This is a genomic window from Mesorhizobium sp. WSM4830 (assembly GCF_055811495.1).
Genome location: NZ_JBVVQI010000025.1, coordinates 20,038 through 41,990, shown reverse-complemented (window position 1 = coordinate 41,990; position 21,953 = coordinate 20,038). Strand labels below are relative to the sequence as shown.

Here is a 21,953-nt window from a genome sequence, read left to right as displayed (position 1 = left end):
CGTTTTCATCGAAAAGACGCGGCAGCGGGAACTTATAGCCGTCTTCGACACGGTGGCCAGACGCTAACTTTCGGCTGCCTTGAGGTTCCGCGCGGCTTCCTCGAGCGTTGCCCTGTCGTTGCCAAGCCTGTCGATCAGCTCTTGCGCCTGATCGCCGGTTATCCCGGTGCGCATCGCCAGTGCCTCGACCGTCAGAACGTCGGAACTGGCGATCGTTCCAGCCGGACCGTGCGCGGCCGCGTCGTCATCAGCCTGGCCGGCCGTCGTCTCGTCGTAGCCAAGCTCTTGCTTCGCCTGCTGCCAATGACGCTCATGCGCGCCGTCCGGACGGCCCTCGCGCATCCAGATCTCATAGGCTCGCTGCCGAATCTTTTCGTGCCGATCGTCATCCATGGCGGTTCCTCCCTTATGGGTTCTCACCAACGCGGGGAGCGCCGGAACGATCCTATGTTCAAGCCGATTTCGCACACATGCCGGACAGAACCCGGTCTCTCATCGAACAAACACCGGACAGACGCGTTTTGCGGAGGAACCTAGATAGCGGGCCAGCCGTTGAGCCGAACCTGAGCAAAGGAGATTACCATGGCCGACGAACCGAACGAATCCGCAGCACCGAAGATGACTCAACGTGAGGCTCAGGAAGCCCTGGAGAAGCAGGTTGCGCAGCTGAAGCGCGAGATCAGCAAGATCAATCGGACCTTGGCCGAGCGCGCGGAAGAGGCGATCGAAGACGCCGGCGGTTGGTATGACAATGCTGCTGAGCGCGCCTCCCGGACGGCACAAGCCCTCCGCAACAGGGCGCAGACGGTGTCCGGGGTCGTCCAGGACAATCCCGGCACAATATCGTCGGCATTCATACTCGGAGCGGCTGTAGGGGCGCTACTCGGCCTCACCTTGGCCGCCACGGACCAGCGCCGCGATCGCTGGTTCTAGTCCCGATCTAAAACCCGCTGCGTTTGCCGACAAAGTTTTTGACCAAGACGGCGGGATTACTCCAGTCCAGAAGGTGGAAGATCATCTGATGGGACCGACCATCCTCGCTTATTGGCAACTGGCTCGTCTGGCCTGACCACTTTGGACGATCGGGAACCCGGACCACTGGATGGTTGGTCGCCGTCGGGTGCCTCCGGGCTACCTGTCTTGGCTCTTCTTGAGAGCTCTGATCACCCTATGCCGTGGTTCCATACGCTCATGAAGCACTCGAACGACAATGACGCCGATCGTATCGTCCGAAAGCCGATGCTTCATGTAATAAAGGCAATGTGCGGCACCTCCGCGCCTTCCCGCAGCGATCTCGAGGTGCAGCAGTCGAACACCCGCAGCGAGTTCGGCGCGCTCGATGGAACCTGGTCGATCCGGATCTTCCGCGATTAGCTGGATACCAAGCTCGATGATGCGGGCGTAGGCCTGGACTTGTCGGGGACCGAACATCTGCATCGTATTTCGCAAGATGTCCCTGATATCGCGTTCCGCGGGTTCGGTAAGCTCGTATCTCATCTCCTGGGCGATTCGAGCATCACCTCATCGAGAATGTCACTGACGCTTTTCTTCGAGACGCGTCCTGCGTTGGCGGCTTCCACCCCAATAGTGATTTCGCGCCGAAGGATGGCGAGTTTCTCCGCCTGCTGGGCCTTTTCGTGCCGCAGCAAGCGCAGCGCTTCTCTGACCACTTCGCTCGAGGAACCGTATCCGCCTTGAGAGACTTCATGCTCCACGAATTCGATCATATCGCCCGGAAGGCTTACGTTCATCGTTGCCATGTCGTTTCCTCTATCTCAGGGCCTCACTCGATAAATGATAGTTTGGCAAACTTTGTCAATGCAACGATTTCCGAATTGGGGAACGACGATAACTTAACTTGCTAAGGCGTGGCCGGCTTCTGGGCCGTGCCGAGGGCTTTGGGTGCTGCGGGTACGGGCGCTGCGGTATTCATCTTCTCCTCGATCCAGCCGGTGTAATTGGCCAGCCGCGTGTAGATGCCGTAGGCGTTCTTGTGGCCGCAGGCGGTGCCGCCGTCGGCCGGACCTTCGCCCCAGCTGACGACGCCGACCTGCACCGGACCATCGGCGCCGGTCATGAACAGCGGTCCGCCGCTGTCGCCATTGCAGGCGTCGCGCTCGCCGCTGGCCGTGCCGGCGCAGATCATGTTGCCGGTCAACGGATCGGCCATGTCAGCAGCAATCGCGTTGGCGGCCGCCTCGATGCCCCGTTCCGAATAACGCATGCGGCGGGCGAGCTCGCCGAGCGCTGCTTTCAAATCATGTGCATAAATCGCCTTGATGCCGCTGTTGCAGGTTGCGTTCGGCTGGAGGTCCAGGTCGGCGACCATCAGCGCGGTGGGAAATGTTCCGTCCTGCATCTTGCCCCAGCCGGTGACCGTCGTCTTGCCGGCGTCGGGGGTCGGCTCACGGGCAATTTTGATGGTCGGGGCATCGGCCGGCTCGGCCAGCCGGATCAGGCCGAGATCGTTGTCCAGCGTCTGCTCGCTATAGCCCTCGTTGACGATGATCTCCACCGCCTTGTAGCGCTTGCCCTCGCTCAGATCGGTGGCGTCGGTGAGCACGGTGACCACATCAGGCGAAATCGGCTCGCCGTCGTCATTGAGGCAGTGCGCCGCCGTCAGCACCCATTGCGACGCGATCAGGCTGCCGCCGCAGAACTGCGCATTCGCCTGCGAGGCCGGGCTTTTGTCCAGTTTGCCGGTGGTCAGCAATGCCACCTGGAACGGGTAAGCGCCCTTCTCGGCCTCTTTGCCGCCGTAGACGCGATCGGCGCCGTCGGGATTCTCCGCCCTGGCCTTGGCCCTGGCCTCGGCCACGCGTTTCATCGGCGAGATCGCCGCCTCCGGCCGGGCGGCGGCGTCCGTAGCATGAACGGAATTGACGGCCGGCACGGCCGCCGCGATGCCGAGCAGCGCGGCGGCAATCGGTCTGAACCTATGGATGATCTTCACCTCGAACCCCCCTGAGACGATGTTCCCGACAGGTCAGTCGCCGACGCATGATCCACTGAAATGGAACCGGCCGGTGAGATCATGCTCCACGGCGAAGCACGATCCGTCACAAAGCCGAGCACCATTTCTGCCAGTCGTGCTGTCGAGCCAAACCCGCCCAAAATCCTATAGCCCCCCACGGGCTATGTGGAAGCAATTTGTCGTTGCCAATGTTGGATTATTTTAGGCAGTATACCGTTGCAGGCATTTTTGGCGGGGACCTAAACTGGCTGCACTGAATAATGGCCCGGTAAAGGCACCGGTAACCAATTTCATTTTTCTGCGCCACCACGATCTCGACAATATTTCTCTATCTTGATCCAGTCCTTGCTGACTTTTGGGAGAGTCTCACCATGACAAAACTGACACATAGCATTATTGCGTCCGCGTTGCTTTCCACCGCAATGTGGGCGGTTCCTGCCTTGGCAGCCGATCCAGGTTCCGCCAATGCCGGCAACGGCGAAAGCATGCGGGACGTAACATCGGGCGATTACAAGCCTGGCCGGGCGAAACCGATCGCCCCGCCGAAATTGACCGACGACGAGGCCAATCGCGCCGCGCCGCTCACCGACGAAGCAACGGCCGTCAAATCCTATGGCATCGTCGGCCGCTCCGCCGACGGCAAGGACATCAAGATCGACCCGAACGAGACGCTGAAGGACCTTGTCATCAAGGAAATGAACGCGCCCGCCGACGGGCAGAAGTCCGATAATTCCGGGCTGAACGGAGGCGAAGAGGCCGGCCGCCAGGTGTTCGGCACGGACGACCGCGAGCAGATCACAAATACCAAGACCTACCCGTTCACCGCGATCGGCTACCTCGAAGGCAAATCGAAGAGCGGCAGCTATGGCAGCTGCTCGGCGACACTGATCGGCCCGCGCACGGTGCTCACCGCGGCGCACTGCCTCTACAGCCACGAAGACAAGGCCTGGCTCGACGATATCCTGTTCGTGCCGGCCCTCAATGGCAAAACCGCCGACGACGCACCGTTCGGCGCCTTCACCTATGAAAGCGCCTATGTCATCCAGGGTTTCATCGACAATTACCAGGGCTTTTACGGCTCGGTCGTGCCGTGGGATCTCGGCATCGTCACCCTGAAACAGGATGTCGGCACCAATCTCGGCTGGCTGGGCTATGCCAACTATGTGGATCTCGGCGATTTTACCGCCAACATCATCGGCTATCCCGGCGACAAGCCGATGGGCACGATGTGGAAGGCGACCTGCGAAGTGCATGCCGAAAACATCGCCACCGAGTATTTCCAGTACGACTGCGACACATATCCAGGATCGAGCGGCAGCTCGGTCTATGCCTATGACAATGGCTCCAAGCAGCGCGTCATCACCGGCGTGAACGTGGCCGAGAGCCCGGATGCCAATACCGCCGTGCGCCTGAACGCCATCAACGTCCAGTGGATCAACAGCCTGTACAAATAGGCCTGCAGAGTTCCCGCCGCGATCATCGCGGAGAATTAGCCGGCGGCGGAGCATTTCCCTCGCCGGCTTTCGCATTTTGGGGGACTATCTGGACTGGGCCGAGGCTGGCGCCTGGCGCACATAGTTCTCGATCGGCAGGGCGAAGGTCGGCGAGCCGGCCTTGCGCTCCTTGTCGATATAGCCGGCAAAATAGCTCCAGAACGAAGCGGCGTAGTCGCGGAAATAGGAGTCGGCGACCTCGCGCGAGCACAGCCTGCCTTCGACGCAGAAGGAAAGGCGGTTGAGAAAATAGACGATGCGGTCGAAATTATCGCTGAACTCGGCAAGCGGCATGTCGCCGCCAGTAGCGCTCATCGCTTCGATGCCGATGCGCTGTCTGAACACCTGTTCCTCGGTTGGCGTCGGATTGGCACTGAGCAGATTGCCGTATTTGGCGTTGAGCGCCGCCAGGCGTTGCTTGAGGGCCCGTTGTGCCTGCTGGTAATCCTTGCTTTCCCAGAGCTCGACCAGCGACATCGTCTGTTCGACGCGCTTCTGCTCCTGGTTTGCCAGGAACTGGTAGACCGAAAAGATCAAGGTGAAAATGATCGCCAGGCGTACCAGCAATCCGGACCAGGCATAGACGAGCATGCGCCAGTCGCGATCGGTGAACGGGTTCGCCTCCTTCTTGACCTCGTGATTGCTCACCCACGGCAGGCCTTCGACAGTTTCCGGCAGGGACACCGGCTTCTTTTCCAATGTCGGCGCTGACACTGCCTGCTGCGTTGCGCTGCCCCCTGCTTTCGTCATCCGCAGCTGTCCAGTTCTATGGTGGCGGACGGGTCGAGCACGATGCCCGGCGTCTCCAGCTTCTTCTTCAGGCAATCCAGCTGCGTGCGCGAAACGATGAACTGCACGTCAGGCGCCACCTGCGCCTTGCCTGGCGACGGCAACGCTTCGACCACGCCGCGTGAGGTACAGCTGCTGAGATCGACGACGACGGCGGTGTTGCCGGTTTTGGCGATCTGGTCGTACTGGTCGAGAAAGCAACTCGCCAGTTCGGAGTTGATGACGACCTCCTTGGCGCAGAGGCCGCAGGCCTCGTCGGCCGAGGCATTGCCGGCCAGCAACAGCCCGGCGGCAAGGCCGGCGATTGTTGCGCGCCACGAAAATACGATCCCGTTCACGAACGCCCTCATCCGTTCCGTTCGGCCGCCGACAGCGGCGGTCGAAGAATGTTCATTATCAGCCGATCAGGCAAGAGGCCCGGCCGCCTGATCCCGCCTCAGGCGCGCGGCACCGTCTCCATCGGGAAGATCATCACGGCGCCCTTCGACCCCTTGTCGTCGGTGAGCCGCATGGCCGACCGCGTCGCCGGCGCCATGCCGATATCGGCCAGCATATCGGAGAAACTTGGCTGTCCCAGTCCGCGCGTTACCGAGACAACCCCCTCTTGCGCCAGGAAGCCCAGGTCCTGCTTCTCGCTCTGCGGCGGCGCCTCGGTCAAGACGGCGATCATCCGCTCCATGCCGAAGCTGGTGTCGGTGAATTTGAACAGGCCTTCCTCGAGCACGGCGCCTTCGGTCAGGCGCTCGGTGAGAAAATGCTGGATGGAATAGTCGGAGCCGACGTAGAGCACGTTGATGTCGACCAGGTTGGTCGAACCGTTCCTGGCCAGCACGTGCACCTGATCGTCGGGCGAAACACGCGGCACCGTCGACGGTTCGATCGGCTGCAGCGTGTCACTGTCAAAACGCTTGATCCGGAACTCGACACTGACTTCTTCCGGCCGATAATCGGAAGCAGCGGCCAGCCTCGACAGGCCGATGGCGCGGAAGATTTTCGTCAGAGTCCCTGCCGCGGCGTCGATCAACGTTTCGCGGCCATCCGGATGAATGACGATCATCGGCGGCTTGCTGCCGTCCTTGAGCGTCATGTCGCCCGAAGCCGGCAGGAACCACAGCGTCGGCGCGTCGGTGGCATCTTCCGTGGCGCCGGCAATGGCGTTCTCGCGCAGCACTGCGAGACGCAGATCTGCGCTCTTGCCCGGCTCGACCAGCGCGATGTGGAATCCTGAGTTCTGCCTGGCCGCCAGATCGTCGAGAACCGAGTTGGCCAGCGCGGCCTCCTTCTCCAAGCCTTTGGCCGCCGCCGGCCGCGCGACCACGAGCTTGTAGTCGACGGCGAGCTCGGCGAGCCGGGCATAGGCATTGGCGGGGATGTCGGCCAGCTTGAGCGCCGGTTTACCGCCGAACTCGACCGGCTGGACGCGGCTTTCCAGGTTCTTCGCCGACTGCACCTGGAGATAGCCAAGCGCCTCGGACAGCGGCGACAGCGCCGACGGCAATATTGCGAGCCTGCTGCCTGGAGTGAGGCGATGCAGCAGTCCGGCGCCGATCGTGGCTTTGTCGCTCTCGATGACGATCGGCCATTGCATGACCGCGTCGGTCTTGTCGGTGCCGAAGACGCGTGCGTCGAGTTCTCCCTCGAACAGCGGCGTTGGCCGGGTGCGGCCGTCCGCCGAATATTGCTGCAGCACCGCCTGGCCGAGCTGGCGGTAAGTGATGTTGGGGTTCTCGGCCAGTTTCGACAGGATGGTGAAGGTGAACAGCCCGAAACGCGGCGCATCCGCCGTGCCCTTGGGCAGCGGCATCTCGGGCGTCGTCTCGACCGTCTGCGCCGCGTAGAAGGCGACCAATTTACCCTTGGTGGTCGGCTCGGCGCCGGTCGGCGTCAGCTTGAAAGCCGGCTTGCGCTGCCCGTCCTCGTCAAAGCCGCGCGGCGCGGCCGACGCAATCCCGTCATAGGCTTTCACCGCAGCCGCCCTGGCAGCGTCGTCGCCCCCGACCAGATCGGCGAACTCGACCTTGCGTTCCAGCTCGTCGTCGACCTCGGCGGCGCGCGTCGCCGTGCCGGAATGGCAGCAGTCGAACACGGCCCAGATAAAGGCGCCCTTGTCGCGAATGGCGTCGAGCGCGGTGCCGATCTCGTTGTCGACCAGCGCATTGGGCACGCCCTGTTCGCGGTTCACCCATTTGTCGATGTCGGACGGCAAGAAAATCTCGTCGAGGCCGTCGGTCTCGTCGCCCTTGTTCGCCGCCGGCTGTTGCGCGCCATGACCGGACAGATGCAGGTAGACGAAATCGTCGCGCTGGACCTTGGCGGCAAGGTCGGCCAACGCCGCCTTGATCGCCGCATGTGTCGGCGGTCCGTTGGCGCCTTCGACATCCTTGGCGAGCAGCGTGACGTTTTCGGCTGAAAACTTCACCGGCGCGGGCGTGTTCTTCAGGAGGTAGTCGCGCACCAAGCCGGCATCGTTCTTCGGTCCGATCAGCCAGTTTTTCTTCGGCAGGTTCGGGTAATCGGTGCAGGCAACAAGCAGCGCATGGTAGGTGCGCGCCGCTGCGAATGCCCGAAACGGCACCAGGCCGGCAGCGGCCAGCGCGGACGTGCCGGCAAGCAGCGTCCGCCGCGTCACTTTGATCATGATTGCTTCCCCAAGCCCGATCGAATTTCCAAGCACGGCCAGCCTGGCCGACGATTTTGTCAGTATTTTGAATATGGCGCCGCCGGCCAGCCGACCACCGGCTGCGAATAGAAACAGTAGCAAAAATGGCAGTTCGTCGCTATCTCAATGGAAAAGGTCCGATTGCATGCGAACTGGCATTGATCGGCATGGAGCGGCTTGGAACAGGATCATGGCGGCAAGGGATGTACTGACGAAGAACCAGCTTTGCGTTCTCGAGAAACTCGAGGCCGCCAGCGCCCCGCTCAGCGCCTATACGTTGCTCGACCAATTGCGCGAGCGCGGTTTTCGCGCGCCGCTGCAGGTCTACCGGGCGCTAGACACGCTGGTGAAGTCCGGCTTCGTGCACAGGCTCGAAAGCCTCAATTCCTTCGTCGCCTGTGCCGAGCCGCACGACCACAGCCATTCGATGACGGCGTTTGCCATCTGCGACACCTGCGGCCAGGTAACCGAGTTCTCCGACCACGATGTCGGACACCGGCTCGACGAATGGGTGCGTTCGACTGGCTTCGCCGCCAAGAAGGCGGTGATCGAGTTTCGTGGGACATGTGCGAAGTGTTTGGCCGAAGCGGCTTAGCAAACCCGAAGGCAACACTTCGAAGGCGGCGGGGCAGTATTCCCGCCTCGCGGGTGGGCTCACGATGGTTCTTATGCTTTGGCGATAGCCTCCATGAGGCGGAAGCCGCCAGTCAACAAATGACCTGTTGCAGACATTCGGCTATGAAAGTGCAGTCCAAACTACCTTGTCAAGATCGGGAGAGTAGCGGGCGATGATAGCCTCTTGATCATTTTCCTGCGTGAGAATTATCTGCTTCCCAGTAGCGTCACCGAGCAATCGCATAAAGCGGTCAAGGTGCTCAACCTCGGTTTTTCCAGTGACTTGCCTTGGATCGAAGTCGAACTCAATTTCGTCAGCGCTGAAGAAGTGACATGCAAGCTGAATTGGCCCGACGTAAAAAGACAGTAAGCTGCCTGTTTCGCTTTCCAGGGCCGCTTCGACGCCCAATGGCATCGACTCGATCTTGCCGGAGACACTGAAATCAGGAGGCGGGGTCCATTCGAGGAGGATGTTCCAGACGCCCTGCCAATCTGCCTCAGACGTGTTCAGAATGTAGATGTCTCGCCATGAGCCGTCCCAAGCGAAATCCGATGCTATCTGTTCCCAATTCATGCATGAACCATTCTCGTAAATCGGGACCTTCATAGCCCGCGGCGAGTGTCGGACGCGCGAACGGTATCCTCATCTACGAAAGTGCCGCGATCGGCCTCTGCTAGCCCCGCTGTGACCGCGCTGCGCTCTGATTCCGACGTCGCATACACGCCGGTCTGCCGCGCCTCGATGAGGCGGGCATAGTCGGCAAGCTCCTCCTGGTCTTCGCGAGGCCAAGCTTCCGCGTGCCTTACCAGATTCTCAAGTGCCTTGGTGATCATGCGGGCATTATAGCATACCGCTGCTGCTCGTGAACCTTGAACCGAAATATGGCTCAGCGTCCCCGCCTAATGCGCTTCTTCCCAGTTGTTGGCGGCGCGGGCGTCGACGTGCAGCGGCACCGACATCGATACCGCGGGCATGGCGGCGTTCTCCATGACGTGGCACACGACCGGGATCGTCGCCTCGACCTCGGCTTCGACCGTCTCGAAAACCAGCTCGTCATGCACCTGCAGCAGCATGCGGGCAGAAAGCCTGGCCTTTTCCAGCGCCTCGTCCATGCGGATCATGGCGCGGCGGATGATGTCGGCGGCGGTGCCCTGCAGGCGTGCGTTGATCGAGGCGCGCTCGTTGAAGGCGCGGACCGAGGGATTTGACGATCTGATCTCGGGGTAGTGGATGCGGCGGCCGAAAATGGTCTCGACGAAGCCGTGTTCGCGGGCATAAGCCTTGGTCGCATCGATATAGTCGCGGATGCCGGGGAAGCGCTCGAAATATTTCTTGATGTAGTCGCCGGCTTCCTCGCGCGCGATCGACAGCTGGTTGGCGAGGCCAAAGGCCGAAATGCCGTAAATGATGCCGAAATTGATCGCCTTGGCACGGCGGCGCACTTCCGATGGCATGCCCTCGACCGGCACGTTGAACATTTCAGACGCGGTGATGGCGTGGATGTCGGCACCGTCGGCGAAGGCCTGCTTGAGCTGCGGGATTTCGGCGACGTGGGCCAGCACGCGCAATTCGATCTGGCTGTAGTCGGCGGATACCAGCTTGTTGCCCTTGTCGGCGATGAAGGCCGTCCTGATCTTTCGGCCCTCGACAGTGCGCACCGGAATGTTCTGCAGATTGGGGTCCGACGACGACAGCCGGCCGGTCGTCGTCGCGGCAAGCGCGTAGGAGGTGTGGACGCGTTTGGTGTCGGGATGGATGAAGCCGGGCAGCGCATCGGTATAGGTCGATTTCAGCTTGGTCAGCTGGCGCCAGTCGACGATCTTGCGCGGCAATTCGTGGCCTTCGGCGGCGAGGTCTTCGAGAAGCTGCGCCGACGTCGACCATTGGCCGGTCTTGGTCTTAGAACCGCCGGGCAGGCCCATCCTGCCGAACAGGATGTCGCCGAGCTGTTTTGGCGAGCCGATGTTGATGCGTTCGCCGACCAGCTGGTAGATCTCGTCCTCGAGCCGCGCTGCACCCTGCGCCAGTTCGCCGGAGAGCCGCGACAGGATCTGCCGGTCGACCGAGATGCCGCGCTGCTCCATCCGCGCCAGGACCGGCACCAGCGGCCGTTCCAGCCGTTCATAGACCGAGACCAAGCCCTTGGCGGCAAGCCGTGGCTTCAGCACCTGCCAGAGCCTGAGCGCGACGTCGGCGTGCTCGGCGCCGTAAGCCGTCGCCTTGCCGAGGTCGGCCTGATCGAGGCCGACGAAGCTTCTTCCCGAACCGGCCAGTTCCTTCAGCGGAATGGGCGCGTGGCCGAGCCATTTGTCGGCCAGCGCCTCCAGGCCATGGCCACCGTGGGTGCCGGCCTCGAGCACGTAGGAGATCAGCATGGTGTCGTCATAGGGTCCGATCTCGATGCCGTGACGGCTCATGACGACAAGGCGGTATTTCATGTCGTGCACGATCTTGAGGACGGATTTGTCCTCGAGCAGCGGCTTGAGCAACGCCAGTGCGTCGCGGATCGGGATCTGGTTTTCGACCGCGCCGCCGCCGAGCAGGTCGCCATTGCCGTTCTTATGGGCAAGCGGCACATAGGCGGCATGGCCGGGCGCGACGGCCATGGCAAGGCCGATCAGTTCGGCCCGCATCGGATCGGGCGAGGAGGCCTTAACGTCGAAGGCGACGATGCCTCTCTCCATCGCCTCGGCGATCCAGGCCTTCAGCGTCGCGGCGTCGCGGATGCAGGTGTAGGCGCTGGTGTCGATCTTGCGGGCGGTGGCAGCCTCCAGGCGAAGCGCCGAAAGCAGCGATGGGGTGTCGCCTTGCTTGGCTGCGGCCGGGGCTTCGAGTGCCGCTTCGTCCGACGGCGGTGCGCTCTCGGCGGCAGCTGGCACGCCAAAACCCATATCGGGGCCATGCGCGGTATCGGCACGCTCTATCGTGACGGGGGTGGCTGGAACGTCGCCCGCGTCGGTTCCGGTCGCTTCGGCGACGCGGCGGGTCAGCGTCGAGAATTCCATGGTCTTGAGAAAGCCGATCAGCCTGGGGCCGTCCGGCGCATGCAACACGAACTCGTCAAGCCCCTCGGTCACCGGCACGTCGTTCTTCAGCGTCACCAGGTCACGCGAGATGCGCGCCTTGTCGGCATTGGCGATGATCGATTCGCGCCGCTTGTCCTGCTTGATCTCGCCGGCGCGGGCGAGCAGCGTGTCGAGGTCGCCGAACTGTTCGAGCAATTGCGCCGCCGTCTTCGGCCCGATACCGGGCACGCCCGGCACATTGTCGACCGAATCGCCGGTCAGCGCCTGCAGGTCGATCATTTTCTGCGGCGGCACGCCCCATTTCTCGATCACCTCGGGAACGCCGATCTGGCGGTCCTTCATCGGGTCGTACATGGCAACCGTTGGGCCGACCAGTTGCATCAGATCCTTGTCGGAAGAGATGATGGTGGTGTCGGCGCCGGCTTCGCAGGCAAGCCGGCAATAGGTGGCGATCAAATCGTCGGCCTCGTAACCTTCAGTCTCAAGGCATGGCAGGTTGAAGGCCCTGGTCGCCTGGCGGATCAGGCCGAACTGCGGGATCAAGTCTTCGGGCGGCGCCGAGCGGTTGGCCTTGTATTCGGGGTAGAGGTCGTTGCGGAAGGTCTTCGACGAATAATCGAAAATCACGGCGAAATGCGTCGGCACGATGCCGACATCGGTGTTGCGGGCGTCCTGCGTCAGCTTCCAGACCATGTTGCAGAAGCCGAGCACGGCACTGGTCGGCAGCCCGTCGGACTTGCGGGACAGTGGCGGGAGCGCGTGATAGGCACGGAAGATGTAGCCGGAGCCGTCGACAAGGAAGAGATGATCGCCTTTTTTCATGGCACGAGGGATAGCGCGGCGCAGCGCCGCGGTCCATGCCAAAGGCGGCTTCCGCAAAGGGTTCCGGCAACACCCTGACAAATGGCGTGCGAGCCTGGCCGCCCATTGCGGCTTGCTCGGAGCTTTGTTCGCTCACGCCTATGTTACAAAAGTGTAATTTTTGTGCCCTTGAATCGCCACGTTCGCAGACACAGATAAACGCCATCGGCAGTTTTCGCCGAAGTCCGGAGCAAGGCCCGTCCCCCGCCTATCCCGGACACTTGCGGCAGCCTATCCCCCCTCTCCGGGCTGCCGCATCGTTTCGAGTAAGGCCGCCGTGGTTCCCCTCCACCACGGCGGCATTTTTTTGCCTTTCGACAGGAAGCTGTGGCCCAACGGTCGCGGGCTTTCCGTTTCGCCGCATGGGCTCTAGATTCGCCGCCAGAATCGAAAGGCCCCCAGATGTCCGCAGTTTCCCCTGTTCTCGACCGCCTCGACAAGAACTTCGACCAGAGCCTGGAACGCCTGTTCGGCCTGCTCGGCATTAAGTCGATCTCCACCGATCCGGACTACGCCGCCGACTGCCGCAAGGCCGCCGAATGGCTGGTCGCCGAGCTCAAGCTGATCGGCTTCGACGCCAGCGTGCGCGACACGCCGGGACATCCGATGGTGGTCGCGCATCACGATGGGCCGGCGGGCGCGCCGCATCTGTTGTTTTACGGCCATTACGACGTCCAGCCGGTCGATCCGATCGAACTATGGGAAAGCGACCCGTTCGCGCCGGCGGTCAAGGAGATCGAGCCCGGCCACAAGGTGATCACCGGCCGCGGCGCGGCCGACGACAAGGGCCAGCTGATGACCTTCGTCGAGGCCTGCCGCGCATGGAAGCAGGTGCATGGCGGATTGCCGTGCCGCATCACCATCCTGTTCGAGGGCGAGGAGGAGTCCGGATCGCCGTCGCTGAAGCCGTTTCTCGAGGCGAATGCTGACGAGCTCAAGGCAGATTTCGCGCTGGTCTGCGACACCGGCATGTGGGACCGCGATACGCCGTCGATCTGCGTGTCGCTGCGCGGGCTGGTCGGCGAGGAGATCACGGTGACGGCCGCCGACCGCGACCTGCATTCCGGGCTCTATGGCGGTGCGGCCGCCAATCCGATCCGCATCCTGGCAAAAATCCTGGCCGACATCCACGACGAGGACGGTCACGTCACCATTCCGGGTTTCTATGACGGCGTCGAGGAGACGCCGTCGCAGATATTGCAGTCGTGGCTGTCGCTCGGCGAGACCGCTGAGACCTTCCTCGGCCCGATCGGCCTGTCGATCCCGTCCGGCGAAAAGGGCCGCTCGGTGCTCGAACTGACCTGGGCGCGGCCGACGGCCGAGTTCAACGGCATTATCGGCGGCTATACCGGCAAGGGCTTCAAGACGGTGATCGCAGCACAAGCCTCGGCGAAAGTCTCCTTCCGCCTCGTTCACAAACAGGATCCGGAAAAAATCCGCGCCGCCTTCCATGCATTCGTCAGGCAGCGCGTTCCGGCCGACTGCTCGGTCGAATTCCACCCGCATGGCGGCTCGCCGGCAATCCAGCTTTCCTACGACTCGCCCTTCCTCGCCAAGGCCAATCAGGCGCTGTCCGACGAATGGCCGAAGCCGGCGGTGGTGACCGGCAGCGGCGGCTCGATCCCGGTGGTCGGCGATTTCCAGACGTATCTCGGCATGGAATCGCTGCTGGTCGGTTTCGGCCTCGACGACGACCGCATCCACTCGCCGAACGAGAAGTACGAGATGAGCTCCTTCCACAAGGGCCAGCGCTCCTGGGCGCGCATTCTCGAGGCCCTGACACGCTGAAATTGCGCCAGACTCAAGTTTTTGTTGATTTTTCGCCGGATCGCGGCAAGGACGGGCAAGGTCCGTCGCGCATCGCTGCACGGGGCCGCGACCGGAGAAGACGATGAGCGACATACGTTTCCACAAAAACGATCTGCCCGGCCTGTTGCATTACGATGTCGGGGCGGTCGCCATCGATACCGAGACGCTGGGGCTGAACCCGCATCGCGACCGGCTCTGCGTCGTGCAGATCTCGCCGGGCGACGGCTCGGCCGACGTCATCCAGATCGCGCCCGGCCAGAAGAAGGCGCCGAACCTCGTCAGCCTGCTCAAGAACCGCAGCATCACCAAGCTCTTCCATTACGGCCGCTTCGACCTCGCCGTGCTCTACAACGCCTTCGGCGTCATGCCGGAGCCGGTGTTCTGCACCAAGATCGCGTCGCGGCTGACGCGCACCTACACCGACCGGCACGGGCTGAAGGACATCTGCTTCGAGCTTCTCGGCGTCGGCCTGTCGAAGGCGCAGCAATCGTCCGATTGGGCCGCCGAGACGCTGTCGCCCGAGCAGCTCGAATATGCCGCCTCCGACGTGCTCTACCTGCACCGGCTGCGCGACGTGCTGAGCGCGCGGCTGGCGCGCGACAACCGGACCAGGGAAGCCGATGCCTGCTTCCGCTTCCTGCCGACGCGTGCGAAACTCGACCTGATGGGCTGGGATGAGGAGGATATCTTCGCCCACAGCTAATGGCCTTCTGGCACTTTAACGCCGTCGGCCGGGAGGAATTGAAATGGCTGCGCGAAAACCAATCGAAACGGCGCCGAAGGACGGTTCCAAGATCACCGTCTACTGGCAGGACAGCGACGGCGTGATGAACGAGAGCATCGCGCAATACCGCTCGCTCGACCGGCTGAAGGCGGCCGGCGGCGACTGGGACGAAAGCGACGCCGGCTGGTGGGCCTATACCGACGGCCATACGCAAAGGAAGATCGAGCCAATCAGCTGGCGGCCGGCCTCCGACGATCCGGACGCGGACGACTGAGGGCTGACGCAACCGCCGACCTGAAGTGATTATTCTGAGGCGAAGCGTATTTTGTTCTTGCTTTGTGCCGGCAGCTATGCTACTAATCTCGGTATGGTGCTCATTGGCTCCAACGACCCGCCCGCCGAGGCGGGTTTTTCATTTCCGGCTTTGGCACTGTCGCGGGCCGCGCGTGTTTCGCAAGCGATTGAATACAGTTTACTTCGATTTTTCCCGACTTAACCCGCCCTTAAATCGCCGCATCTAGTCTTCAACCCGAACGCCATAGGCATCGGGAAGACAGCACAGCGCATGGCGAACCGGAAAGACAGCCGCATCGAGCCCAGCTTCGAGGCATCGCCGGGGGCGAGATCCTCGGCAGGTTTTTCGGTGAGCGAGGAGGACCGCGTCGTGCCGAGCAACCGAAAAGCCGCTGCAAAGCGCAAATCGTCCAAGGCCAAGCCGTCACGCGGCGGGCGGGGCAAAGGCCGGCGCGGCGCGTTCGGCGTGCTTGCCCGGCTGTTCTACTGGTGCTTCGTGCTGGCCATCTGGGGCGGCATCGCCACTGCCGGCATCGTCGTCTATTACGGCGCGAAAATGCCGGCGGCCACCACCTGGGCCATTCCCGACCGAGCCCCCAACATCAAGATCGTCTCGGTCGACGGCCAGCTGCTTGGCAATCGCGGGATGAGCGGCGGCGAGGCCGTCGGCCTGCACGAAATGTCGCCCTATATTCCCGAGGCCGTCATCGCCATCGAAGACCGCCGCTTCTATTCGCATTTCGGCATCGATCCGATCGGCCTTTCCCGGGCTATGGCGACCAATGTGCTGGGCGGGCATTTTTCGCAGGGCGGTTCGACGCTGACCCAGCAATTGGCCAAGAACCTGTTCCTGACGCCGGACCGCACCCTGGAACGCAAGGTGCAGGAAGTGCTTTTGGCGCTGTGGCTGGAGCACAAGCATACGAAGGACCAGATCCTCGAAATGTACCTCAACCGGGTTTATTTCGGCTCCGGCGCCTATGGCGTCGAAGCGGCCTCGCGCCGCTATTTCGGCAAGAGCGCGCGCGACGTCACGCTGTCGGAAGCCGCACTTCTCGCCGGCCTGCTCAAGGCGCCGTCGCGGCTGTCGCCGGCGCGCGACCCGAAGGCGGCCGAACAGCGTTCGCAGCTGGTGCTCGCCGCGATGCGCGACGAAGGCAAGATCAGCGCCAAGGAGATGACCACGGCGATGAGCGCGCCGGCGACGCGTTCGCCGTCCTACTGGACCGGCTCGGAAAACTATGTCGCCGACACGATCATGGAAGAACTGCCCGACCTGATCGGCGACGTGCGCCGCGACATCGTCGTCGACACGACCGTCGATCTGACGCTGCAGAAGCTCGCCGAGCAATCGATCCGCCGGCTGATCGACCAGAGCGGCAAGAAGCTCAACGTCAGCCAGGGCGCGCTGGTGTCGATCGACAATTCCGGCGCGGTGCGCGCAATGGTCGGCGGTTATGATTATTCGACCAGCCAGTTCGACCGCGCCTCGGAAGCACGCCGCCAGCCGGGCTCGGCGTTCAAGCCGTTCGTCTATATGGCGGCGCTGGAATCCGGCCGTACGCCCGACAGCGTGCGCAACGACGCGCCGATCAAGATCGGCAACTGGACGCCCGACAATTACGGCGGCAAATATTTTGGCAAGGTGACACTGGCGACGGCGCTGGCAAAATCGCTGAATTCGGTTGCCGCGCAGCTGACCATGGAAGTCGGACCGAATGCGGTGGTCGAGGCGGCGCACCGCATGGGCATCCAGTCCGAGCTGACGGCCAACACCTCGATCGCGCTCGGCACCTCGGAAGTGACGCCGCTGGAACTGACGTCGGCCTATGTTCCCTTCGCCAATGGCGGTTATAAGCCGGATATCCATTTCATCCGCCGCATCACGACGAGCGACGGCAAGGTGCTCTACGAAAACAATGGCGGCGGTGCGCCGCGCGTCGTCAAGGCCGACATCGTCGGCATGATGAACTCGATGATGACCGGCACGGTCGAGATCGGCACGGCCAGGAAGGCGGCGTTCGCCTGGCCGGCGGCCGGCAAGACCGGCACCAGCCAGAACTCGCGCGATGCCTGGTTCATCGGCTATACAGCCAACCTGACCACCGGCGTCTGGTTCGGCAACGATGACGGCAGCGCGATGAAGAAGGTCACCGGCGGCGCACTGCCGGCGCAGGCCTGGCACGAGTTCATGGTCGCCGCCCATGAGGGCGTGCCGGTGCGGCCGCTGCCCGGAACCTGGAAATCGACGCCGCCCGACACCGTCGTCCCGGACGACATACCGTCCGACACGGCACCGCCTGCGCCGGTCGCTTCCGTTGGCCAATCGACGCCGCCCGCAGCAGCCACCCAGTCGGCTTCGCGTCCCGCGCGTCCTGCCGAGACGGTCGATGCCGGCGGCCTGGCCATGCCGGGCGTCGACAGCGCCACCGGATCGATCAAGCATCCGGTGCCGCCCGGCGAAGTCGGCGGCCCGGTCAAGAAGCGGCAGACCTCGATCCTGGATATTCTGACAGGCGGCTGAACGTCAAAGCCATCAGACTGATCGGGATTGACAAACTCGGCCTATAGTTGATCAGTTGGTCGACTATTGCCGGGTAAGGCGAACGATGGAAGCTGTTCGTAGGTTCAACCGTCTGAGCTTTGAACAATGGGCGTTGCTGATCGCCATAACAGCAAGTGCCATTTTGTTCCGACAGATACCTAATCTCAGATCTGAGCCGGCATACCTTCTTGATGAGAGAATAGGTGGAATGACCGGCGCCTTCATTGCCAGTCTTGCCATCCCGTATGGTCTGGCTTGGCTCAGTGGGCGCGTGTTCCGGAGGTCCCGTACCGTATTTCTAAGTGTCCTGGGGGTTTTGGCGGTACTCATGTTCCTCTCAAACCTCAGCATGCGCTACGAGTGCCCCACCTGTTTTTGAAGAGATCGTCCGTTATTCGGCATCGGGGCGCATGCTCGCGCGGCCGTCGAATGGCCCTCGCCACCGCAACCATATTCGGCTAGATCACGCGCCGGAGACTCGCTAATGGCAGAGACCGACACCAGAAAGACCATCGTGCTGACCGGCGCCAGCCGTGGCATTGGCCATGCCACGGTCAAGCGCTTTTCACGCGAAGGCTGGCGCGTCATCACCTGCTCGCGCCAGGCCTTTGCCGAGGACTGCCCCTGGCCGGCCGGCCCGGAAGACCACATCAAGGTCGACCTCGCCGACCAGGAGGATGTCGGCATCGCCATCTCGGAAATCCGCCACCGGCTGGAGGCGCATGGCGGACAGCTGCACGCGCTGGTCAACAATGCCGGTATCTCGCCGAAGCTCAAGGACGGCAATAGCCGCATGAACTCGATCGACACGCCGATGCATGTCTGGCGCGACGTCTTCCAGGTGAATTTCTTCGCGCCGATCATGCTGGCCCGCGGCCTGTTCAAGGAGCTGGCGTCGGCCAAGGGCTCGATCGTCAACGTCACCTCGATCGCCGGCACCCGAGTGCATCCTTTCGCCGGTACCGCCTATGCGACCTCGAAGGCGGCACTCGGCTCGCTGACGCGCGAGATGGCGCATGATTTCGGTCCGCACGGCATTCGCGTCAACGCCATTGCGCCGGGCGAGATCGACACCGCGATCCTGTCGCCGGGCACGGAAAAAATCGTCGAGACCATTCCGCTGAGACGGCTGGGCACCACGGCGGAAGTCGCCGACATCATCTTCTTCCTATGCTCGCAGCAGGCGTCCTACGTGACCGGCTCGGAAATCCACATCAATGGCGGCCAGCACGTTTGAGCGAGCAGACCGATCGATATGAGCGTTTCACCGAAACCAACGTGGTTGGATCGCTCATTATCTACGAATGGGCCGCCAGTTTAGATATTTCCGGCGCGCGCGACATACTGGATCGCATAGTCGAGGTCCTCGGCTCTGCGCCTGATATCGCCACGGTCACCGATGAAAAGACGGGCAAGGATTATCTCTATCGAAATTTTGCGAAACGCGACGTTATAACCAAGAAAGATTGGCAGTCGGTCGGGTACTTGTGGAAGAGAAGTCCGAATGTGCTATCGGATTTTTCTATAGACATTGGCTGCTCTGTCGATCGTTTCAGGCTCTTCGAGATTCATATCGATCGAGCTGCTAACGCAGACGCGAAAAAAACCTTCGAAAGAATCATCAAGCTGCTCGTTCAAGAGCTTCAGCCGATCTATGGCGTAGGATTGTCCATGCCATATTCCTGGGGCCCAAGAGCGTTTGCACGTGGCTCAACGTCTTCCCGCTTCGCGACCGTCGACAAAACTTTCTATGGCCCGCCAGAACAGCTACGGGCGCAATCCTTTGTTTTCGGACGAACCTTTCATGCGCGAAGTGATGAACGGCACCTCGACGTAAATCTCCGGGATGTATTCCCGTTCAACTTGCTGTCCCAGGGGCATTTGGACCGTCGGATCGACCGTAAGCGGTTGCAGAATTGGATTCTGGACAACGCCTATGGTGTCTTGCGGCAACTGTCGCCTGTGTCATGGCGGTGGGATGTTCCGCCCGAAGACATTCAAAAGATCAGAAAATTTCTGATCGATGCAGGAATCACGATTGTGAAAGAGCAGCCGTCGTAGCGGTGTCGGCAGCCAAAGCCGGCTCGGTCCTGCTCGCCGTCACCACTTCGACGATCCCACGGGCGATCTCGCGTTCGCCCATGATGACGGTGTCGGCACCGAGGCCCTTGAGGTGCTCGACCTCGGCGTCGGAATGGGCGCGGGCGATGATTTCGATTGCCGGGTTGGCGGCGCGGGCGCGCAGCACGACCTGCCCGGCCTCGAAGGCGTTGGGGATGGCCAGGATCAGCCGCTTCGCACCCTCGGGATTGGATGCGGCGAACACGTCGCTATTCGCTGCGTTGCCGGCAACGGTTTCGATGCCGTCGGCTTTGAGCTTCGCCAGCGTCTTGTCTGCATCCTCGATGACGAGGAAGGGCAGGGCGGCCTGTTTCAGCGACGCGCCGACGAGGCTGCCGACCCGGCCGTAGCCGATCAGGATAGTGTGGCCGGTCAGCCTCGTCCTGGGCGGCGGGCCACCCTCCTTCGCAGGCGCCGCGACCGAAGCGACCTGGCCGGGCTCGGTCGCCGGGCCGATCGGCCTTGCTTCGCCGGACGGCGCCGCCCTGCCGGCGCGTGCTTCCAGCCAGGGTTTCATCCGGTCGACGGCAAGAAACATCAGCGGATTGAGGACGATCGACAGGATGGCGCCGGCGAGGATGAGGTCGCGGCCTTGTTCGGGCAGCAGCTTCAGCCCGACGCCGAGTTCGGCAAGGATGAACGAGAATTCGCCGATCTGGGCAAGGCTTGCCGAAATCATCAATGCGGTTGCGACCGGATATCGGAAGACGACGACGATGACGAAGGCTGCCAGCGACTTGCCGATAACGATGATGGCCAGCGTCGCCAGGATCGGCCAGCCATTGCTGATCAGGCTGAACGGGTCGAACAGCATGCCGACCGAGACGAAGAACAGCACGGAAAAGGCGTCGCGCAGCGGCAGCGATTCCTCGGCCGCGCGATGGCTGAGCTCGGATTCGCTCATGATCATGCCGGCGAAGAAAGCGCCGAGAGCCAGCGACACACCGAACAGCCTGGCCGCGCCGAAGGCGACGCCAAGCGCAATCGCAAGCACCGCCAGCCGGAACAGTTCGCGCGATCCGGTATGGGCGACGTAGTGCAGGATCCAGGGGATAAGCCGGCGGCCGACCACCAGCATGACCACGACAAAGGCCGCGACCTTGGCCAGTGTGATGCCGACGACGCCCCAGACGCCGTAGCTCGCCGGCAGCGACAGCAGACCGCTGGAGTGCACCTCCACCTGCTCTTGGCCGCCGAGCACGCCGGCCAATGCCGGCAAAAGCACCAGCGCCAGCACCATGGCGAGATCCTCGACGATCAGCCAACCGACGGCGATGCGGCCGCGCTCGGTCTCGATCAGCCGCCGCTCCTGCAGGGCGCGCAACAGCACCACGGTCGAAGCCACGGAAAGTGCCAGGCCAAACACCAGCCCGGCGCCCATCGACCAGCCGAGCATCCAGGCAAGGCCGGCGCCGAGCGCTGTCGCGAAGCCTATCTGCACGATGGCGCCGGGCACGGCGATGGCGCGAACCGACAGCAGGTCCTTCAGCGAGAAATGCAGGCCGACGCCGAACATCAGCAGGATGACGCCGATCTCGGCCAGTTCATTGGCGAGGCCGGCATCGGCAACGAAGCCCGGCGTGTTCGGTCCAACCAGAACGCCGGCGACGAGATAGCCTACCAGCGGCGGCACGCGAAAACGGTTGGCAAGTGCGCCGAAGACGAAAGCCAGCCCCAGACCGGCGACGATGGTGGCGATAAGGGGCGTGTCATGCGGCATTGTCTATGAAGCGCCTTCAGGAATTGCGATGTCGAGTGTGCGCCGCCCACAAGCCGCCGCCTTGGCAGTATGGAGGCTGCGACAGTCGCGAGACAACCCCGCAGTCACCATGAAATCGATGACAAGGCGGCAAAAGACGGAGAGCCGGCGGGATTTGCCACTACGGCGCGGCTTGCTCCGTAGGCGCAACCAATTGGCAAACTCGGCGCCGCCCCTCAACCCCCTGCCGGGACCTTCTCCCCGTGCAGAACGGGGAGAAGGGGCTTGGACGCAACGCTGGCGACCCCCTCTCCCCGTCCTTCACGGGGGTCCGAAGGACGGG

General features: G+C 62.6%; 19 protein-coding genes. 9 read left to right on the top strand and 10 right to left on the bottom strand.

Annotation, left to right across the window (positions count from 1 at the left end; translation table 11 throughout):
• Window positions 1-63 precede the first annotated feature (63 nt).
• The gene (locus AC0L2Y_RS26040; RefSeq protein ID WP_473560455.1) at window positions 64-393 is read right to left on the bottom strand and encodes a DUF2934 domain-containing protein; all 330 of its coding nucleotides are present in this window, start codon (window positions 391-393) and stop codon (window positions 64-66) included.
• A 189-nt stretch (window positions 394-582) separates the two neighbouring features.
• Between AC0L2Y_RS26040 and AC0L2Y_RS26035 the strand changes: the two genes are divergently transcribed.
• Window positions 583-933 carry a hypothetical protein gene (locus tag AC0L2Y_RS26035; RefSeq protein WP_473560454.1) on the top strand — a complete coding sequence of 117 codons (351 nt, stop codon included), beginning with the start codon at window positions 583-585 and terminating at the stop codon, window positions 931-933.
• Between the two features lie 198 nt (window positions 934-1,131).
• On the opposite strand, the gene AC0L2Y_RS26030 is transcribed toward AC0L2Y_RS26035, so the two are convergent.
• The 3 genes from AC0L2Y_RS26030 to AC0L2Y_RS26020 all read right to left on the bottom strand — a co-directional run bounded on the left by AC0L2Y_RS26030 (window position 1,132) and on the right by AC0L2Y_RS26020 (window position 2,953).
• The gene (locus AC0L2Y_RS26030; RefSeq protein ID WP_473560524.1) at window positions 1,132-1,431 is read right to left on the bottom strand and encodes a hypothetical protein; all 300 of its coding nucleotides are present in this window, start codon (window positions 1,429-1,431) and stop codon (window positions 1,132-1,134) included.
• Between the two features lie 62 nt (window positions 1,432-1,493).
• Window positions 1,494-1,760 (bottom strand): type II toxin-antitoxin system ParD family antitoxin, encoded by a 267-nt coding sequence (locus AC0L2Y_RS26025; protein ID WP_473560452.1) that lies wholly within the window; start codon window positions 1,758-1,760, stop codon window positions 1,494-1,496.
• 101 nt (window positions 1,761-1,861) lie between these two features.
• Window positions 1,862-2,953 (bottom strand): S1 family serine peptidase, encoded by a 1,092-nt coding sequence (locus tag AC0L2Y_RS26020; RefSeq protein WP_473560449.1) that lies wholly within the window; start codon window positions 2,951-2,953, stop codon window positions 1,862-1,864.
• Window positions 2,954-3,345: 392 nt separating this feature from the next.
• Between AC0L2Y_RS26020 and AC0L2Y_RS26015 the strand changes: the two genes are divergently transcribed.
• Window positions 3,346-4,428, top strand: a complete 1,083-nt coding sequence (locus tag AC0L2Y_RS26015; RefSeq protein ID WP_473560448.1) for a trypsin-like serine peptidase — start codon at window positions 3,346-3,348, stop codon at window positions 4,426-4,428.
• Window positions 4,429-4,512: 84 nt separating this feature from the next.
• Here AC0L2Y_RS26015 and AC0L2Y_RS26010 read toward each other — a convergent pair whose 3' ends face one another.
• The 3 genes from AC0L2Y_RS26010 to AC0L2Y_RS26000 form a co-directional block, all read right to left on the bottom strand.
• On the bottom strand, window positions 4,513-5,217 hold the full coding sequence (locus AC0L2Y_RS26010) for a DUF4760 domain-containing protein (protein ID WP_473560447.1): 705 nt from the start codon (window positions 5,215-5,217) through the stop codon (window positions 4,513-4,515).
• Entirely contained in the window at window positions 5,214-5,594 is a 381-nt protein-coding gene (locus AC0L2Y_RS26005) for a hypothetical protein (RefSeq protein ID WP_473560445.1), read from the bottom strand. Before AC0L2Y_RS26005 ends, AC0L2Y_RS26010 begins: the two co-directional genes overlap by 4 nt.
• 98 nt (window positions 5,595-5,692) lie before the next feature.
• Window positions 5,693-7,894 (bottom strand): caspase family protein, encoded by a 2,202-nt coding sequence (locus AC0L2Y_RS26000; protein ID WP_473560443.1) that lies wholly within the window; start codon window positions 7,892-7,894, stop codon window positions 5,693-5,695.
• Between the two features lie 211 nt (window positions 7,895-8,105).
• On the opposite strand from AC0L2Y_RS26000, the gene AC0L2Y_RS25995 reads away from it, so the two are divergent.
• Window positions 8,106-8,510: a Fur family transcriptional regulator gene (locus AC0L2Y_RS25995; RefSeq protein WP_473560442.1), complete on the top strand. Its 405-nt coding sequence runs from the start codon at window positions 8,106-8,108 to the stop codon at window positions 8,508-8,510.
• Between the two features lie 141 nt (window positions 8,511-8,651).
• Here the strand turns inward: AC0L2Y_RS25995 and AC0L2Y_RS25990 are convergent, their stop codons facing one another.
• The gene (locus tag AC0L2Y_RS25990; RefSeq protein WP_473560440.1) at window positions 8,652-9,104 is read right to left on the bottom strand and encodes a hypothetical protein; all 453 of its coding nucleotides are present in this window, start codon (window positions 9,102-9,104) and stop codon (window positions 8,652-8,654) included.
• Between the two features lie 326 nt (window positions 9,105-9,430).
• Window positions 9,431-12,379, bottom strand: coding sequence for a DNA polymerase I (gene polA / locus AC0L2Y_RS25985; RefSeq protein WP_473560522.1), 2,949 nt, complete (start codon window positions 12,377-12,379; stop codon window positions 9,431-9,433).
• Between the two features lie 441 nt (window positions 12,380-12,820).
• On the opposite strand from polA, the gene AC0L2Y_RS25980 reads away from it, so the two are divergent.
• The 6 genes from AC0L2Y_RS25980 to AC0L2Y_RS25955 all read left to right on the top strand — a co-directional run bounded on the left by AC0L2Y_RS25980 (window position 12,821) and on the right by AC0L2Y_RS25955 (window position 19,851).
• Entirely contained in the window at window positions 12,821-14,206 is a 1,386-nt protein-coding gene (locus tag AC0L2Y_RS25980) for a M20/M25/M40 family metallo-hydrolase (protein WP_473560438.1), read from the top strand.
• Window positions 14,207-14,309: 103 nt separating this feature from the next.
• Window positions 14,310-14,930: a ribonuclease D gene (locus AC0L2Y_RS25975; protein ID WP_023675237.1), complete on the top strand. Its 621-nt coding sequence runs from the start codon at window positions 14,310-14,312 to the stop codon at window positions 14,928-14,930.
• Between the two features lie 43 nt (window positions 14,931-14,973).
• Entirely contained in the window at window positions 14,974-15,225 is a 252-nt protein-coding gene (locus AC0L2Y_RS25970) for a hypothetical protein (protein ID WP_352468327.1), read from the top strand.
• Window positions 15,226-15,516: 291 nt separating this feature from the next.
• On the top strand, window positions 15,517-17,769 hold the full coding sequence (locus AC0L2Y_RS25965; RefSeq protein ID WP_473560436.1) for a transglycosylase domain-containing protein: 2,253 nt from the start codon (window positions 15,517-15,519) through the stop codon (window positions 17,767-17,769).
• A 505-nt stretch (window positions 17,770-18,274) separates the two neighbouring features.
• Window positions 18,275-19,027, top strand: a complete 753-nt coding sequence (locus tag AC0L2Y_RS25960; RefSeq protein WP_023675240.1) for an SDR family NAD(P)-dependent oxidoreductase — start codon at window positions 18,275-18,277, stop codon at window positions 19,025-19,027.
• Window positions 19,024-19,851, top strand: coding sequence for a hypothetical protein (locus AC0L2Y_RS25955; protein WP_352488604.1), 828 nt, complete (start codon window positions 19,024-19,026; stop codon window positions 19,849-19,851). Before AC0L2Y_RS25960 ends, AC0L2Y_RS25955 begins: the two co-directional genes overlap by 4 nt.
• On the opposite strand, the gene AC0L2Y_RS25950 is transcribed toward AC0L2Y_RS25955, so the two are convergent.
• Window positions 19,823-21,631, bottom strand: coding sequence for a cation:proton antiporter domain-containing protein (locus tag AC0L2Y_RS25950; protein ID WP_473560435.1), 1,809 nt, complete (start codon window positions 21,629-21,631; stop codon window positions 19,823-19,825). The two genes, AC0L2Y_RS25955 and AC0L2Y_RS25950, sit on opposite strands and share 29 nt — an antisense overlap.
• Window positions 21,632-21,953: the final 322 nt, after the last annotated feature.